The 15,412-nt window shown below is 59.9% G+C and carries 14 protein-coding genes and 1 tRNA gene; 6 read left to right on the forward strand and 9 right to left on the reverse strand.

Features of this window, described 5'->3' with window-relative positions:
- Nucleotides 1-136: 136 nt before the first annotated feature.
- The 8 genes from DTA15_RS29785 to DTA15_RS38740 form a co-directional block, all read right to left on the reverse strand.
- A complete protein-coding gene (locus DTA15_RS29785) occupies nucleotides 137-733 on the reverse strand; it encodes a pilin (RefSeq protein ID WP_006486698.1) in 597 nt (198 codons plus the stop codon).
- A gap of 97 nt (nucleotides 734-830) precedes the next feature.
- Nucleotides 831-1,535 (reverse strand): TerC family protein, encoded by a 705-nt coding sequence (locus DTA15_RS29790; protein WP_006486690.1) that lies wholly within the window; start codon nucleotides 1,533-1,535, stop codon nucleotides 831-833.
- 157 nt (nucleotides 1,536-1,692) lie between these two features.
- Complete coding sequence (gene sucD / locus DTA15_RS29795; protein ID WP_006477916.1) at nucleotides 1,693-2,574, reverse strand: succinate--CoA ligase subunit alpha; 882 nt, start codon at nucleotides 2,572-2,574, stop codon at nucleotides 1,693-1,695.
- A 64-nt stretch (nucleotides 2,575-2,638) separates the two neighbouring features.
- Nucleotides 2,639-3,805 carry an ADP-forming succinate--CoA ligase subunit beta gene (gene sucC / locus DTA15_RS29800; protein ID WP_006491644.1) on the reverse strand — a complete coding sequence of 389 codons (1,167 nt, stop codon included), beginning with the start codon at nucleotides 3,803-3,805 and terminating at the stop codon, nucleotides 2,639-2,641.
- Between the two features lie 68 nt (nucleotides 3,806-3,873).
- Nucleotides 3,874-4,482: a DUF2889 domain-containing protein gene (locus DTA15_RS29805; RefSeq protein ID WP_034178260.1), complete on the reverse strand. Its 609-nt coding sequence runs from the start codon at nucleotides 4,480-4,482 to the stop codon at nucleotides 3,874-3,876.
- 137 nt (nucleotides 4,483-4,619) lie between these two features.
- A complete protein-coding gene (recX, locus tag DTA15_RS29810) occupies nucleotides 4,620-5,483 on the reverse strand; it encodes a recombination regulator RecX (protein WP_006486692.1) in 864 nt (287 codons plus the stop codon).
- Entirely contained in the window at nucleotides 5,483-6,553 is a 1,071-nt protein-coding gene (gene recA / locus DTA15_RS29815; RefSeq protein ID WP_006486701.1) for a recombinase RecA, read from the reverse strand. Before recA ends, recX begins: the two co-directional genes overlap by 1 nt.
- On the reverse strand, nucleotides 6,523-6,741 hold the full coding sequence (locus DTA15_RS38740; RefSeq protein ID WP_124550975.1) for a hypothetical protein: 219 nt from the start codon (nucleotides 6,739-6,741) through the stop codon (nucleotides 6,523-6,525). The genes recA and DTA15_RS38740 overlap by 31 nt, the downstream gene beginning before the upstream one ends.
- On the opposite strand from DTA15_RS38740, the gene DTA15_RS29820 reads away from it, so the two are divergent.
- The 6 genes from DTA15_RS29820 to mobV all read left to right on the forward strand — a co-directional run bounded on the left by DTA15_RS29820 (nucleotide 6,740) and on the right by mobV (nucleotide 13,977).
- Nucleotides 6,740-7,468, forward strand: coding sequence for a response regulator transcription factor (locus DTA15_RS29820; protein WP_012492427.1), 729 nt, complete (start codon nucleotides 6,740-6,742; stop codon nucleotides 7,466-7,468). The genes DTA15_RS38740 and DTA15_RS29820 overlap by 2 nt on opposite strands.
- A gap of 17 nt (nucleotides 7,469-7,485) precedes the next feature.
- Entirely contained in the window at nucleotides 7,486-9,033 is a 1,548-nt protein-coding gene (locus DTA15_RS29825; protein ID WP_006491880.1) for a sensor histidine kinase, read from the forward strand.
- A gap of 227 nt (nucleotides 9,034-9,260) precedes the next feature.
- Nucleotides 9,261-10,919: an MFS transporter gene (locus DTA15_RS29830; protein ID WP_006483562.1), complete on the forward strand. Its 1,659-nt coding sequence runs from the start codon at nucleotides 9,261-9,263 to the stop codon at nucleotides 10,917-10,919.
- 161 nt (nucleotides 10,920-11,080) lie between these two features.
- A tRNA-Met gene (locus DTA15_RS29835) sits at nucleotides 11,081-11,157 on the forward strand.
- A 77-nt stretch (nucleotides 11,158-11,234) separates the two neighbouring features.
- The gene (locus DTA15_RS29840; protein ID WP_006483561.1) at nucleotides 11,235-12,605 is read left to right on the forward strand and encodes a site-specific integrase; all 1,371 of its coding nucleotides are present in this window, start codon (nucleotides 11,235-11,237) and stop codon (nucleotides 12,603-12,605) included.
- 274 nt (nucleotides 12,606-12,879) lie between these two features.
- Nucleotides 12,880-13,977, forward strand: a complete 1,098-nt coding sequence (gene mobV, locus DTA15_RS29845) for a MobV family relaxase (RefSeq protein ID WP_006483557.1) — start codon at nucleotides 12,880-12,882, stop codon at nucleotides 13,975-13,977.
- Between the two features lie 1,027 nt (nucleotides 13,978-15,004).
- On the opposite strand, the gene DTA15_RS38745 is transcribed toward mobV, so the two are convergent.
- A complete protein-coding gene (locus DTA15_RS38745; RefSeq protein ID WP_021033174.1) occupies nucleotides 15,005-15,145 on the reverse strand; it encodes a hypothetical protein in 141 nt (46 codons plus the stop codon).
- Between the last annotated feature and the right edge of the window lie 267 nt (nucleotides 15,146-15,412).

A 15,412-nucleotide genomic window follows, 5' to 3' on the forward strand; every position in this document is an offset into this window, starting at 1 on the left:
AACCGGCGCACTATACAAAACTTTCCCTGCTCTGTGCGGGGCTGTCGCTCCGCGAGCCGGCGCGGGGCCGGCGCCCCGCCGGCCGAAGCGGCGGACGGCCGGCCGCATGCCCCGGCGCCATCGTTCCGCGCCGGACCTATGCGCGGCACTCCGCAGGCGCATATTTCGCGGGCAACGTCGCGGCGTTACTCGGCAACGGCCCGGCTCCCGGTGCCGGCAGCGACGACGCATCCTTGCCGGCGGCGAAGCATTCCCACGCGATCGTGCCGGCTTGTATCGTGCCCTTTTTGAGCGGCACGCGCGCGGTGGGCGTATCGGCCTTGTCGGGCGCGGACGGCACGAGCACCAGCGTATTCGTGCCGGCGGCGGCGACGCGGGTGGTGAACGCGACCGTGATCTGACCGGTCACGCCGTCGATCGCGACCGACTCGACGTTGCGGGTCGCGGCAGGCGGGCTGTAGCCGCCGTCGAGGCTCGTGCCGCTCGCCGCGTTGTCAGCGACCGCGAGCCGCGCCGACGATGCGAGCGCCAGCCCCTCGCCGACGCGCGACCGCGCGAGGTAATCCTGGTACGCGGGAATCGCATAGGCCGCGACGACGCCGACGATCGCGAGCACGATCATCAGTTCGATCAGCGTGAAGCCGGCCGGCCGCCAGCGCGGCGACGGCCGGTTCGCGCGCCGCAGGTCGGCGGCCACGCGACGGAACAGGGAAACGGAAAAGGCTTCGAACATGGACAGGCTCCGGAAACGAAAAACGCCTGCCGATACAGGCAGGCGTCTCGATCGTAGCCAGCGGGCGGCGAAGCCGGCAGTCGGCCGGATGGCCTAGTCAGTGCGCGTGCGGCGCGCTGCGGCGTTTTCTGAGTGCGTAACCGATCGCCACGACGAACAGCGCGCCGGCGATGCTCGCGCCGTAGACCACCGGCGGCGTATCGAGCACCGGCCAGCGATCGCCGACCGGGTCGTTCACGATCAGCCCGCCCGCGATCCAGCCGAGCAGCCCGGCGCCGAACGCGACGACGACCGGGAAACGGTCGAGCAGCTTCAGCACCAGCGTGCTGCCCCACACGATGATCGGCACGCTGACGACCAGCCCGAAGATCACGAGCGCGATCCGGTGCGACGGGTCGGCCTGCTCGGCCGCGCCGGCGATCGCGATCACGTTGTCGAGGCTCATGACCGCATCGGCGATCACGATCGTCTTCACGGCGTCCCACAGCCGGTCGGCCGGCTTGATGTTGTCGTGCGCGTCGGCGGCCGGCGCCATCAGCTTGATGCCGATCCACAGCAGCAGCAGCCCGCCGCCGAACTTCAGGAATGGCACGTCGAGCAGCGCGACCGCGAACGTGATCAATGCGACACGCAACAGGATCGCCCCGGCGGTGCCCCAGACGACGCCGCGCAGCCGCTGGTTCGCCGGCAGGTTGCGGCAGGCCAGCGCGATCACGACCGCGTTGTCGCCGCCGAGCAGGATATCGATGATGACGATCTGGAGAATCGCGCCCCAGTGCAGCGAGGTCAGGAATTCGAGCATGGCGGTGAGGAAAGGACAGCGGCCGCTCCGAGGGCGACCCGGTTCATCGCCGGCACATGCAGGACGCATGCCCGGTGCTTACGAATTCATTGCGGCAGCATAACAAAAAACGCCGGCAAAGCCGGCGTTTTCTGCAGGACGAGCCCGGGGGAAATGATTACAGCGCCTTCTTCAGCAGACGGCCCATTTCCGACGGGTTGCGCGTGACGGTGATGCCGCACGCTTCCATGATTTCCAGCTTCGCTTCGGCCGTATCCGCACCGCCCGAGATCAGCGCGCCGGCGTGGCCCATGCGCTTGCCCGGAGGCGCCGTGACGCCCGCGATGAAGCCGACGACCGGCTTCTTCATGTTGTCCTTGATCCACTCGGCCGCGTTGGCTTCGTCCGGACCGCCGATTTCGCCGATCATCACGACCGCGTCCGTATCCGGATCGTCGTTGAACATCTTCATCACGTCGATGTGCTTCAGACCGTTGATCGGGTCGCCGCCGATACCGACTGCCGACGACTGGCCGAGGCCCAGGGCCGTCAGCTGCGCAACGGCTTCATACGTCAGCGTGCCCGAACGCGACACGACGCCGATGCGGCCCTTGCGGTGGATGTGACCCGGCATGATGCCGATCTTCAGTTCGTCCGGCGTGATCGTGCCCGGGCAGTTCGGCCCGAGCAGCAGCGTCTTGCGGCCTTCGCGACGCATGCGGTCCTTCACTTCGATCATGTCACGGACGGGAATGCCTTCCGTGATGCAGATCGCGAGATCCAGGTCGGCTTCGACCGCTTCCCAGATCGCAGCCGCCGCGCCTGCCGGCGGAACGTAGATGACCGACACGGTCGCGCCGGTTTCCGCCTTCGCTTCCTTGACGCTCGCGTAGATCGGAATGCCTTCGAAGTCTTCGCCGGCCTTCTTCGGGTTCACGCCCGCGACGAATGCTTCGCGGCCGTTTGCGTATTCACGGCAGGCGCGCGTATGGAACTGACCGGTTTTGCCGGTAATGCCCTGCGTGATGACCTTCGTGTCCTTGTTGATCAGAATCGACATGTATTTTGACCTCTGTTCGATGGGCGTCGCGTGCAAACCGCGCCGCCATGCGTATTCGATAGCGTTACTTGCCTGCGGCAGCCGCGACGACCTTCTGCGCAGCCTCTTCCATGCTGTCCGCCGAGATGATCGGCAGGCCCGAATCGGCCAGCATCTTCTTGCCGAGGTCCTCGTTCGTGCCCTTCATGCGCACGACGAGCGGCACGTTCAGGTTCACGGCCTTCGAACCGGCGATCACGCCTTCCGCGATCACGTCGCAGCGCATGATGCCGCCGAAGATGTTCACGAGGATCGCCTTCAGGCCCGGGTTCTTCAGCATCAGCTTGAACGCTTCCGTGACCTTCTCCGTCGTCGCGCCACCGCCGACGTCCAGGAAGTTCGCCGGTTCGCCGCCGAACAGCTTGATGGTGTCCATCGTCGCCATCGCGAGGCCCGCGCCGTTCACGAGGCAGCCGATGTTGCCGTCGAGCGAGATGTACGCGAGGTCGAACTTCGACGCTTCGATTTCAGCCGGATCTTCTTCGTCCAGATCGCGGTACGCGACGATTTCCGGATGGCGGAACAGCGCGTTCGAGTCGAAGTTGAACTTCGCGTCGAGTGCGGTGACCTTGCCGTCGCCGGAGACGTTCAGCGGGTTGATTTCAGCCAGCGATGCGTCGGTTTCCCAGAATGCCTTGTACAGGCCTTGCAGGATCGCTCGCGCTTGCGGGATCGAAGCAGCCGGCACGCCGATCTTCGCGGCGAGGTCGTCGGCCTGCGCGTCCAGCAGGCCCGTCGACGGCTCGACGATGACCTTGTGGATCAGTTCCGGGTGCTTTTCGGCGACTTCTTCGATGTCCATGCCGCCTTCGCTCGAACCCATCAGAACGATCTTTTGCGACACGCGATCGACGACGAGGCTGACGTACAGTTCCTGCTTGATGTCGGCGCCTTCTTCGATCATCAGACGGTTGACCTTCTGGCCTTCCGGACCGGTCTGGTGCGTGACGAGTTGCATGCCGAGGATCTGGTTCGCGTATTCGCGGACCTGCTCGATCGACTTCGCCACCTTCACGCCGCCGCCCTTGCCACGGCCACCCGCGTGAATCTGAGCCTTCACGACCCATACCGGGCCGCCGAGCTCTTCCGCCACCTTGACGGCCTCGTCAACCGAGAACGCCGGCTTGCCGCGCGGTACCGCGACTCCGAATTTCCGCAGGATTTCCTTACCCTGGTACTCGTGAATCTTCATGCGTGATTCCCTTCAGTCTGAGAGTTGGATGAAAAGTCGCTTAAGACGCTTCTTCGAATGATTTCCGTTCATTCCTTCGTGCTGCCTTCACCGGGCAAATCCGGCCGAAGCGGGCCATACCACTTCGGGTAGTACTGCCGCACGACCTCGCCGTCGAATCGCAGCGCCCGGCAGCGGCCGAGCTGGAAAGGCGGTTCGGCGTGCGCGTCGTCATGATCCGGCCCCTCGCCGCCCTCCTCGCGCACGTTCCACACATCACCGGCGAACGCCTGGATCGCGGCCGTCGGCAGCACGGCGCACAGTTCGGTGAGATGGGAGCAGCCTGCGACGCCGGCGAGCAGCCGGTTCGCGTTGCGGCGGAAATTGCGGAAGAGATTGAGCCCGATGAGGGCCCGATAGGCAGGCGGGGCGGACTGACAGTGACCGGGATAGGGCACCCATTCCGAAGACGCTTCGGCGTCGACGACATTGAGGTCACGATCGATGGTCACGCGCAGCCAGAGTTCGTGGATCGGCAGGCCCTGGGGCCGGATGCCCGACGCAAGCGCGACATCGCGCGGCTTGTGGTCGGTCAGGCAGGCTTCGATGTCCCACAAGCCGTCGCCGCGCTCGTAGGCTTCCGCTCGGATTGCGCGTCGATGTCGCAACTGACGGGGCACGGGCTCGGATAGCGGCATGCTGGAGGTTGAGGCCGAAGAGGAAAACCCGTGGATTTTAGCATATTGGGTATTTGAGACAGTTTGCCGCGACGGCGGGTATTCCCGCCTGTCCGGAAGCGGTTGCAATGCAGCAAAATCGCGCGCGACCGGGCCCGTCAGTCGTCGATCGGGAAATCGTCGCCGACCTTCAGCAACTTCACGATGGTCGCGCTCGAGAAGCCGCGCGCGGCCAGGAAGCGCGCCTGCTTCGCGCGCTCGGCGGGCGTTTGCGGCAGTGCACCGAATTTCTTGCGCCAGACGGCCTGCGCGCGCGTCAACTCGGTCTCGCGCAATTGTGCATTCACCGCTTCGACGAGACTGTCGCCGACCGCGTGGCGCTTCAGCTCGCCGACGATGCGCGCGACGCCGACACGCGACGCGCGGCGATGCACGAGGCTCTCGGCGAAACGGGCGTCGGACAACCAGCCTTCCTTTTCCAGCGCATCGAGCACCGGCTCGACGGATTCGTCCTCGCCGACGTAGGGTGCGAGCTTGCGCGCGAGCTCCGCGCGGCTGTATTCGCGCCTCGACAGATAGCCGAGCGCGCGGCCCTTCAACGACCGCGGCGGCTTCGACGACTTGCGCTCGCGGGCGCCCGGCGCGTCACTCGAGGCATCGCCGGAAGACGCGCCGGCTGCACGGCGTGCGCGGCGCGGATGCTGGCTGCTGCGCGTATAGACATCTTCCGTCGCCGGCGCATCGGCTGTGCGATCGACCGGGAAGCGGACACCGGACACGCGACGGCGGGACCGATCGTGCGCGTCGAACGACTCATCGTCGTCGAACGGATCGTCCGGTGCGGCAATCTCAAACGAAACGAGGGCATCGTCGGATGCCCTCGTCGCGGTGCGGTTCGCGGCGTTGCCGCCTGCGCTCCGCCGGTCGGCGCCCGAGGATCCGCCTCGCCGGCCGGAGCGACCCGCCGTTTCGGGCGTGTCGTGCTCCTCCGGCTCGCCGGCCTGACCTCGGCGCGCAACCATCACTCTTCTTCGTCCATCGCCTCGGCTTCGTTGCCTGCGCCATCGGGCATTGCGACGACGCCGAGCGATTCGCGGATGCGGTTCTCGATCTCGCGCGCGATTTCCGGATTTTCGCGCAGGAATTCGCGCGCGTTGTCCTTGCCCTGGCCGATCTTCTCGCCGTTGTAGCTGTACCAGGCGCCCGCCTTGTCGACGATCTTCGCCTGCACGCCGAGATCGATGATCTCGCCCTGACGCGAAATGCCTTCGCCGTACAGGATGTCGAAGATCGCTTCGCGGAACGGCGGCGACACCTTGTTCTTGACGACCTTCACGCGGGTTTCGTTGCCGATCACCTCGTCGTTCTTCTTGATCGAGCCAATCCGGCGGATATCGAGACGCACCGACGAGTAGAACTTCAGTGCGTTACCGCCCGTCGTGGTTTCCGGGTTGCCGAACATCACGCCGATCTTCATCCGGATCTGGTTGATGAAGATCACGAGGCAGTTCGTGCGCTTGATCGTACCGGTCAGCTTGCGCAGCGCCTGCGACATCAGGCGGGCCTGCAGACCCGGCAGCGAATCGCCCATCTCGCCTTCGATTTCGGCCTTCGGCACGAGCGCCGCGACCGAGTCGATGACGATCATGTCGATCGAGCCCGAGCGCACCAGCGCATCGGTGATTTCGAGGGCCTGCTCGCCGGTGTCCGGCTGCGAGATCAGCAGCTCCGGCACGTTCACGCCGAGCTTCGCGGCATATTGAACGTCGAGCGCGTGCTCGGCGTCGATGAACGCCGCGGTGCCGCCCAGCTTCTGCAGCTCGGCGATGACCTGCAGCGTGAGCGTGGTCTTACCGGACGATTCCGGACCGTAGATCTCGACCACCCGGCCGCGCGGCAAGCCGCCGACGCCCAGCGCGATGTCGAGACCCAGCGACCCCGTGGAGACGACCTGGATATCCTCGGCCGCTTCGCCGTCGCCCATCCGCATGATCGAGCCCTTGCCGAACTGCTTTTCGATCTGCGCGAGCGCGGCCGCCAGCGCCTTGCTCTTCTCGGCGGTCATCCCGGAGCCCTTCTTGCTATCTTCCATGAATCGTCCTTTGCTATGATGAGCAGCGTCTGTTGGAGGCGCGCCCCTTTCAAGCGCTGCCCACGAATGCAGACACTGTATAAAAAAACAGTGTTTTGTGCAAGCCCGCAATGCAGCGCGTTGTGCACGAATAACTTCGGAGACAGCCGCGCCGGCGCGAACGCCCTGCCGGCATCGGTCAGCAACATGCGAATTCTCATCGCCGAAGACGACAGCATACTCGCGGACGGCCTCACCCGGTCACTCCGCCAATCGGGCTATGCCGTCGATCACGTGAAGAGCGGCATCGACGCCGACACCGCGCTGTCGATGCAGACTTTCGACCTGCTGATCCTCGATCTCGGGCTGCCGAAAATGTCCGGGCTCGACGTGCTCAAGCGCCTGCGCGCGCGCAATTCCAATCTTCCCGTGCTGATCCTGACCGCCGCCGACAGCGTCGACGAACGCGTGAAGGGACTCGACCTCGGCGCCGACGACTACATGGCCAAGCCGTTCGCGCTCAACGAGCTCGAGGCGCGCGTGCGCGCGCTGACCCGGCGCGGCGCCGGCGGCGGCCCGACCGTCGTGCGCCACGGCTCGCTCGCGTTCGACCAAGTCGGCCGCATCGCGTATGCGAACGATCACGTGCTCGATCTCTCCGCGCGCGAACTGGGCCTGCTCGAGGTGCTGCTGCAGCGGATCGGCCGGCTCGTGTCGAAGGAACAGCTCGTCGATCACCTGTGCGAATGGGGCGAGGAAGTCAGCAACAACGCGATCGAAGTCTACGTGCACCGGCTGCGCAAGAAGATCGAACCGAGCGGCGTGCGGATCTCGACCGTGCGCGGCCTCGGCTATTGCCTCGAGAAGGTCGCGCCCGCGACGCCGGCCGACACGGCGGCGCCCCAGCCCGCGGCGGCCGGCACGCCGCTGCGCTGACGCCGGGCGTCGCCGCGATGGCCACGCCGGCCCAATCCCGCCACCCGACCGGCGCGCCGTCGTCGGCCGCCGACGAGGCACGCGACGCGCGCTACGAGAACCCGTTCGCGCCGCCCGACGAAACCGAATCGCCCGAAACGCCGCGCCCGCGCTCGCTGTTCGGCGAAATCCTCGACTGGATGCTCGCGCCGCTGCTGCTGCTGTGGCCGATGAGCATCGCCGTCACCTATCTCGTCGCGAAAACGATCGCGAACAGCCCGTTCGACCGCGCGCTCGAGACCAACGCGTACGTGCTCGCGCGCCAGATCCATCCGGTCAACGGCGTCGCCGAGCTGACGCTGCCGGAGCAGACGCGCGACTTCCTGCGCGCGGACAACATCGACAGCGTCTACTTCCAGGTGCTCGGCACGCGCGGCGAGCTGGTCGCGGGCGAAGCCGACATGCCGCTGCCGCGCGACGAGGACCGCCCGCCGCCGGGCGTCGTCGTGTTCCGCGACGACCTGCTGCGCGGCAACGACGTGCGGGTCGCGTATACGACCGTCGCGCTGCCGCAGACGAGCGGCGCGCAGCCCGTGCTGGTGCAGGTCGGCGAGACGCTCGACAAGCGCAACGCGCTCGCGAACGACATCATCAAGGGCGTGATCCTGCCGCAATTCGTGATCCTGCCGCTCGCGATCCTGCTCGTCTGGTTCGGGCTGTCGCGCGGGCTCGCGCCGCTCAACGCGCTGCAGGCGCACATCCGCGCGCGCCGGCCCGACGACCTGTCGCCCGTCGAGGCGCAGCGCGCGCCGCCCGAGATCGAACCGCTCGTCACGTCGTTCAACGACCTGCTCGCACGCCTCGAACAGAACATGGCGCTGCAGAAACGCTTCATCGCCGACGCCGCGCACCAGATGAAGACGCCGCTCGCGGGCCTGCGCACGCAGGCCGAGTTCGCGATGCGCCACCCGGTCCCGCCCGACGTGCAGCGCTCGCTCGAGCAGATCGCGACGAGTTCCGAGCAGGCCGCGCGGCTCGTCACGCAACTGCTTGCGCTCGCGCGCGCCGAGAACCGTGCGAGCGGATTGACGTTCGAGCCGGTCGAGATCGCCGCGCTCGCGCGGCGCGCGGTGCGCGACTGGGTGCAGGCCGCGCTCGCGAAACGCATGGACCTCGGCTACGAAGGCCCGGACGACGACGCGCCGCTCGACGTCGACGGCAACCCGGTGATGCTGCGCGAGATGCTCGGCAACCTGATCGACAACGCGATCCGCTACACGCCGGAAGGCGGACGCATCACGGTGCGCGTGCGGGCCGAGCGCGCGGCGCGGCGCGTGCATCTCGAAGTCGAGGATACCGGCCCCGGCATCCCGGCCGGCGAGCGCGAGCGCGTCGTCGAGCGCTTCTACCGGATCCTCGGCCGCGAAGGCGACGGCAGCGGCCTCGGGCTCGCGATCGTGCGCGAGATCGCCACGCAGCACGGCGGCACGCTGACGCTCAACGATCACGTCTACCAGCATGCGCCGCGTCTCGCCGGCACGCTCGTGCGCATCAGCCTGCCGCTGACTGACACCGCCCCGGATTAACCCTGACGTACGCCGCCACGGCTCGGCACAGATACGTCGAAACCGGCGCTTTACCGGACGTTCGCGTCACAATCCGCGCGCGAAGCCGCCGATTCGACACGGGTTAACGCGCAGTCGTTTTGTGCGCGCGAGTCAGTGCGCCGTAAGTTTCCGTGCCAATAATCGTCGACAGGCCCGCCCCTCCCAAGGCGGCCGCACATCTATATCAAGGGACTTGGAGACGATTCATGGCAACGTTAGGCGGGCAAATTTCGCACTCGCCGATGACGGGCGAAGAGAAGAAGGTGATCTTCGCGTCGTCGCTCGGCACCGTGTTCGAGTGGTACGACTTTTACCTGGCCGGCTCGCTCGCGGCCTACATCAGCAAGAGCTTCTTCTCCGGCGTCAATCCGACCGCCGCGTTCATCTTCACGCTGCTCGGCTTCGCGGCCGGTTTCGCGGTGCGGCCGTTCGGCGCGATCGTGTTCGGCCGGCTCGGCGACCTCGTCGGCCGCAAGCACACGTTCCTCGTGACGATCGTGATCATGGGCGTCTCGACGTTCGTGGTCGGCTTCCTGCCCGGCTACGCGTCGATCGGCATCGCCGCTCCCGTGATCTTCATCGCGATGCGGCTGCTGCAGGGCCTCGCGCTCGGCGGCGAATACGGCGGCGCGGCGACCTACGTCGCCGAGCATGCGCCCGCCAACCGTCGCGGCTTCTACACCGCGTGGATCCAGACGACGGCCACGCTCGGCCTGTTCCTGTCGCTGCTCGTGATCCTCGGCGTGCGCACGTTCATCGGCGAGGAAGCGTTCGGCAATTGGGGCTGGCGCGTGCCGTTCGTCGCGTCGATCCTGCTGCTCGGGGTGTCGGTGTGGATCCGGCTGCAGCTGAACGAATCGCCGGTGTTCCTGCGCATCAAGGCGGAAGGCAAGACGTCGAAGGCGCCGCTGACCGAAGCGTTCGGCCAGTGGAAGAACCTGAAGATCGTGATCCTCGCGCTGATCGGCCTGACGGCCGGCCAGGCGGTCGTGTGGTACACGGGCCAGTTCTACGCGCTGTTCTTCCTCACGCAGACGCTGAAGGTCGACGGCGCCAGCGCGAACATCCTGATCGCGATCGCGCTCCTGATCGGCACGCCGTTCTTCCTGTTCTTCGGTTCGCTGTCGGACAAGATCGGCCGCAAGCCGATCATCCTTGCCGGCTGCCTGATCGCCGCGCTGACCTACTTCCCGCTGTTCAAGGCGCTCACGCACTACGCGAACCCGCAGCTCGAACTCGCGACGCAGAAGGCGCCGATCACGGTCGTCGCCGATCCGGCTACCTGCTCGTTCCAGTTCAACCCGGTCGGCACGTCGAAGTTCACCAGCTCGTGCGACATCGCGAAGAGCGCGCTCGCGAAGGCCGGCCTGAACTACGAGAACGTCGCGGCCCCGGCCGGGACGCTGGCCGAAATCAAGGTCGGCGACACGGTGATCCAGACCTACGACGGCAAGGCGGCCGACGCGAAGACGCAGGGTGCGGCGTTCGACAAGACGCTCGCGTCGACGCTGAAGGGGGCCGGCTATCCGGCGAAGGCCGACCCGGCGCAGCTCAACTGGCCGATGACGATCGTGATCCTGACCATCCTCGTGATCTTCGTGACGATGGTCTACGGCCCGATCGCCGCGATGCTGGTCGAGATGTTCCCGACGCGGATCCGCTACACGTCGATGTCGCTGCCCTATCACATCGGCAACGGCTGGTTCGGCGGCTTCCTGCCGGCAACCGCGTTCGCGATCGTCGCGGCGAAGGGCAACATCTACTCGGGGCTCTGGTATCCGATCGTGATCGCGCTGGCCACGTTCGTGATCGGCCTGCTGTTCGTCAAGGAGACGAAGGACTCGGACATCTACGCGCAGGATTGATGTCGGGTCCGCGGCGGGGGACGGCCGGCGGAGGATCGCCTTCCGGCGCCCGGCTCCCGCCCGCGATGGAGGCCGGCACGAGCCGCCGGCAACTTTTTTCGGGAAAGATGGAAAAAGGTATTGACAGCTGACCGGCCGATCGACATAATTCAAGTCTTCACGGCGAATTAGCTCAGTCGGTTAGAGCGACGGAATCATAATCCGCAGGTCCGGGGTTCGAATCCCTGATTCGCCACCATGTTCAAAAAAGGCTTTGTAATCAAACGGTTACAGAGCCTTTTTCCTTTTCGGTGGGTCACTTGGTGGGTCATTCCCATGAACAAGTTACCCCGTCTGTACCAGTCACGTCACGGCGTGTACTACCTGAGAATCATTCGCAATAAGAAAAAGTACCGCTGGTCGCTTGGAACGAAAGACTTTCATCGGGCTAGAATTCATGCTCTAGACCTGAACATGAAACTGGCGATGAATGACTTCGACCTGAGCAAAATTAAAAAACTGGACGTTGAGGTAGCACCTAACGGTGCCGTCAGTTTCAGGGACGTGAAACCTGCTGACGTGGATATCGTGTCCCAGATTATTGAAAAACTGGGGCTGACACCTACCCAGTTTAGCCAACTCAGCCCTGCTGAATTGGCGTCCAAGTTAGCTGGCAACCCCCAACCCCCAAACTTGGGGGCTTCTCTTGGGAATGTGCCTAACGGCTTGCCACAAGGGCCACGGGCTACGCAAAAAAGCGAATTGTTTAGCACCGTGGTCACGCTCTATCTCACCGAGAAGAAAATTGACAACGTAGCGAAAACGCTCTACGACAAAGAGCGGGTTTACGACGAGTTCAAATCGTTCTTTGGTGATCTCGATGTTAATCAATATAGTCCAGATCAGGCAGTTGCCTACAAGAACCGCCTATTGGCTTTAGGTGGGTCTGCCAGTGCCATCAACGCCAAGACTTCATTCTTGCGGTCGTTGTTTGAATACGCTATCAATAATAATCTGTTTTTTACAGCCAACCCGTTTGAACGGGTCAAGATTTCCACAAAAGCAAAACTCAAAAAACAGGTCCGCTCTTACAAACCCTTTGAAGATGACGACCTCAAAATAATTTTTGAAGAACTGAAGTACCGAGCTTTTCTCAAAAAACCTGACTATCATTGGTTGCCATTTTTGAGCCTCTACACGGGCGCACGCGTAGAGGAGCTGGCAAGCCTGAGGCTTGACCAGATTACAAAAGTCGATGGTGTTCTGGTGTTTGATATTCAGCATGACGCTGCCAAGAATTCGAATTCCGTGCGTAAAATCCCATTACCTGACGTTATCCTGAAATCAAAATTTCTGGACTATGTAGAGCAAGTCAAAGCAACAAAAGCAACCCATCTTTTTCCACACCTTAAAGATGGGAAAAATGGATTTTCAAAAAATATGTCCCGACGTTTTGGCGAATATCTTGACAAATTGGAAATCAAAGATGATCGGAAAGTGTTCCATTCTTTCCGAACTACTTTTATCAACTCGATGACCAACCTGAACGTACACCCTGCTATCTTGATGGCAATTGTTGGACATTACGAGCAAGGAAAAGTAGATTTTTCATCACCCCACTTCACGAACTACCAACAAGACAAACCGATGAAAATCCTAAAAGAGGCAATGGACAAATTGACCTACCCTATCAAAATTTTCCATTGAAACAACGCAGAAATATAAGCGCCGATTGTCAAAAAAAATCCTGCCAACGAGCAGGATTTTTTTTGGCAACCGGAACGGGATAGTAAGGGTTCGGCCCTTACGGTTTTGACTTTGATTTTTGCTTTTAGGGTCAAGGGATACTCCCTTGCGAACGCCAACCCCGAAGTGGGTTGGTATAGTGAGTGACGCCAACTGTAAGTTGGTGGCATTGACTTGCGTCAAATTACCGCTACGCTTATTAGTAGGAGATCGCAAAAAATTACAAAAATAGCGCATGCCAAACTACAACATACTAAGAGCCAAAAAGGTAAAAACTCGCTCACAAATCACGCAAGCGGCGGAACACAATTTTCGATTGCGTCACCAGCGAAACATCGACAAAAACAGAACACACCTAAATCGCACACTTGTCAATACGCTGAACATTGACACGAATAACGCAAGCTCCCTGCAGGAGGGGGTGACTGCCTACTATAAAAATTTGGGCGTTAAAGAAAAAGAGGGAAACGTACTTATGATGGAGTTCGTTATTTCCGCCTCGCCTGATTTTTTCAAAAACAAATCAAAAAAACAGATTGACGAATGGGCAAGCCATCAGGTCGGGTTCATGAGAAAGGAATTTGGGGAGCAATTAAAGATTGCCATATTACATATGGACGAAAAAACGCCTCATTTTCATTTCATGGTCAGCACGGAAGTGAAATCGTTCAAGAAATACAAAAATCAGAAAGGTGAGTTCCACAAGGAAACCTGGTCACTGAATGCCAAACGTTATGATCCAAATTTTTTGAGGGGATTACATGACCGCCATGCGGAATGGAATAAAAATTTTGGGTTGGTACGTGGCGTCAGAGGATCGCTGAGAAAGCACCACGACCCTAAAGAATTCTACAAGATGATTGATGAGGCTTTGAGCACCAAATTTGACAAAACCATTGAAAAAACAATCAGTGACATGGAAACTGGTTGGTTTTCTGGCAAGGTTTCCATCGCTGAAATCAGGGAAAAGTTCAAACCCATGATGAATACTTTGCTCAAATCAAATGAGGTGCTTCGCAAGAAATTCCTGTTTGATATTAAGCAGTGGGCTGAAAACCTGTACAAACAGAAAAAGGAACAGGAGGCAAAAAAATTGGAGCTTGAAAAGCAAGAAAAAGATTTGACCGCTCGTCGTGAGTTATACGCAGAGGCGTTAAATTCGAAGAATAACGACGTTTCGCTGTTGAGTAGCCTGATGGACAGGAATGAGGTCTTACAGCAGGAAATCGAGCGATTAAAGGCAAAAAATGAGGTCTTAGATGCGCAGGCAACCCCAATGCCGACATCAGGTAGCACAAACAGCCTAAAATCGCCAAAAACGCTTAAAAAGTGATTTTTTCGGCCGCCGTCCTTTTTTAATTCACTAACGTGAATTTCAACCCTGCGGGTTAATGTGCTTCGCTAGACATTAAATGTGCTTCGCTAGATTTCTAGTACACCTCTGTACTAGACTTGTACTTCTAGCTTTGCCTCTATGTAGTAGTTCCTACGGTACTACTAATATCGGCAAAGCCTATCCCTACCCGCTGAAAAGCTGGTGGATGGCTTGCCGATATTAGTAGTGACTACATAACCGGACGGAATTAGTTAAGTATTCCTGTTTTGCGGATTCAGTGTCTTAACACACCTTTGAGCCAGGTTCCGCAATTGCGCCTATCTGTGTGGCTTTGCTCAAACTCCCATTTTAGCCACTTTCACCATAGTAATGGTGTCGCTATCGCCTTTTCCAGTTATCAGGGGTATTCAGTCTTTTCAGTCCCCACTGATTATTTTTACCTGTGCGAGTTTGCGTTAGCAATTTTCCAAATCGTGAGAATTAACCGACGCATAAAAAAATTGCCCTGCTTACTTCGCATGGCAATTTAAATTTGGTATTGACAATTTTGTCGAACTTGTTATCTTTAAATTGCCTTGAGAAGCAAGTTCTATCAACTTACTCAATTTTTCGAAATTGTCAAATGATAGAAAAAACCACCTGAAAAGGTGGTTTTTTGTTTTCTGCTCCCATTTTCAAGTTTTGAGATCGCAGCATCTCTCACTATTTTTATGCTTCGCCCATCAATCCCTTATCGCACAAGGCTTAGAGGGATTTTTTCAGGCAAAAATCGAGGGGGTACAGTTTACTGCGTTAGGTTCTTATGTATCTATTAACCTCACGAAGTGTAGATACATCTCCATATAATCACCACGTTTTTGCCCCACCTCGCCGTTGTATTTCTATTATCCCTCCCTCAATTACCCTATCTCTCTCCGTAGTCTATGTGTCGCCTCTCTTATGTCTTCGATCTCTCACACAATAACACCACATCACACCAATCTTATTCAACATTACTTCAATCTCACTCGACATCACTTCATTCTTATTCCGACTTTTCTCGATCTTCACGGTCAAGGTCATCAAAAACATCATCGGCGTTACGAAACTTACCGTCATTAATCTGTTTTTGACCATGAGCAAGAATTCCCTGCAGTGCCTGCGTCTGTTCTTCCTGTGTGCTCATCGCTACCTCATTACGTACTAAATATAGGTTCAAGACGACGTTTTGACCGTTCTACCTGTAAATTTTTACAGGTATCTTGCGAATTGGTGGGTCATGTGGGACCATAGGTGTGTCCGTTTTTTCCTAAACCGACCCGCCTTTTTGAGCTAAGTTGTTGACGGAAAAGGATGTTTTGTCAAACCGCAAAAACATCCCTGATTCGCCACCAAATGCGAAAAGCCGCTGTTTCGAAAGAAACAGCGGCTTTTTTCATTGCCTCATCCGGCA

The organism is Burkholderia cenocepacia (genome assembly GCF_900446215.1).
GTDB lineage: Bacteria > Pseudomonadota > Gammaproteobacteria > Burkholderiales > Burkholderiaceae > Burkholderia > Burkholderia cenocepacia.

What these genes read in the sequence shown, in the direction of transcription:
- DTA15_RS38740 (WP_124550975.1), bottom strand. Translation starts at nt 6,741, where the DNA reads ATGTTGCTGACCGATGCCGGCAGGGCGTTCGCGCCGGCGCGGCTGTCT.
- DTA15_RS29825 (WP_006491880.1), top strand. Translation starts at nt 7,486, where the DNA reads ATGGCCACGCCGGCCCAATCCCGCCACCCGACCGGCGCGCCGTCGTCG.
- DTA15_RS29820 (WP_012492427.1), top strand. Translation starts at nt 6,740, where the DNA reads ATGCGAATTCTCATCGCCGAAGACGACAGCATACTCGCGGACGGCCTC.
- recA (WP_006486701.1), bottom strand. Translation starts at nt 6,553, where the DNA reads ATGGAAGATAGCAAGAAGGGCTCCGGGATGACCGCCGAGAAGAGCAAG.
- sucD (WP_006477916.1), bottom strand. Translation starts at nt 2,574, where the DNA reads ATGTCGATTCTGATCAACAAGGACACGAAGGTCATCACGCAGGGCATT.
- DTA15_RS29830 (WP_006483562.1), top strand. Translation starts at nt 9,261, where the DNA reads ATGGCAACGTTAGGCGGGCAAATTTCGCACTCGCCGATGACGGGCGAA.
- DTA15_RS29805 (WP_034178260.1), bottom strand. Translation starts at nt 4,482, where the DNA reads ATGCCGCTATCCGAGCCCGTGCCCCGTCAGTTGCGACATCGACGCGCA.
- DTA15_RS38745 (WP_021033174.1), bottom strand. Translation starts at nt 15,145, where the DNA reads ATGAGCACACAGGAAGAACAGACGCAGGCACTGCAGGGAATTCTTGCT.
- DTA15_RS29790 (WP_006486690.1), bottom strand. Translation starts at nt 1,535, where the DNA reads ATGCTCGAATTCCTGACCTCGCTGCACTGGGGCGCGATTCTCCAGATC.
- DTA15_RS29785 (WP_006486698.1), bottom strand. Translation starts at nt 733, where the DNA reads ATGTTCGAAGCCTTTTCCGTTTCCCTGTTCCGTCGCGTGGCCGCCGAC.
- mobV (WP_006483557.1), top strand. Translation starts at nt 12,880, where the DNA reads ATGCCAAACTACAACATACTAAGAGCCAAAAAGGTAAAAACTCGCTCA.
- recX (WP_006486692.1), bottom strand. Translation starts at nt 5,483, where the DNA reads ATGGTTGCGCGCCGAGGTCAGGCCGGCGAGCCGGAGGAGCACGACACG.
- DTA15_RS29840 (WP_006483561.1), top strand. Translation starts at nt 11,235, where the DNA reads ATGAACAAGTTACCCCGTCTGTACCAGTCACGTCACGGCGTGTACTAC.
- sucC (WP_006491644.1), bottom strand. Translation starts at nt 3,805, where the DNA reads ATGAAGATTCACGAGTACCAGGGTAAGGAAATCCTGCGGAAATTCGGA.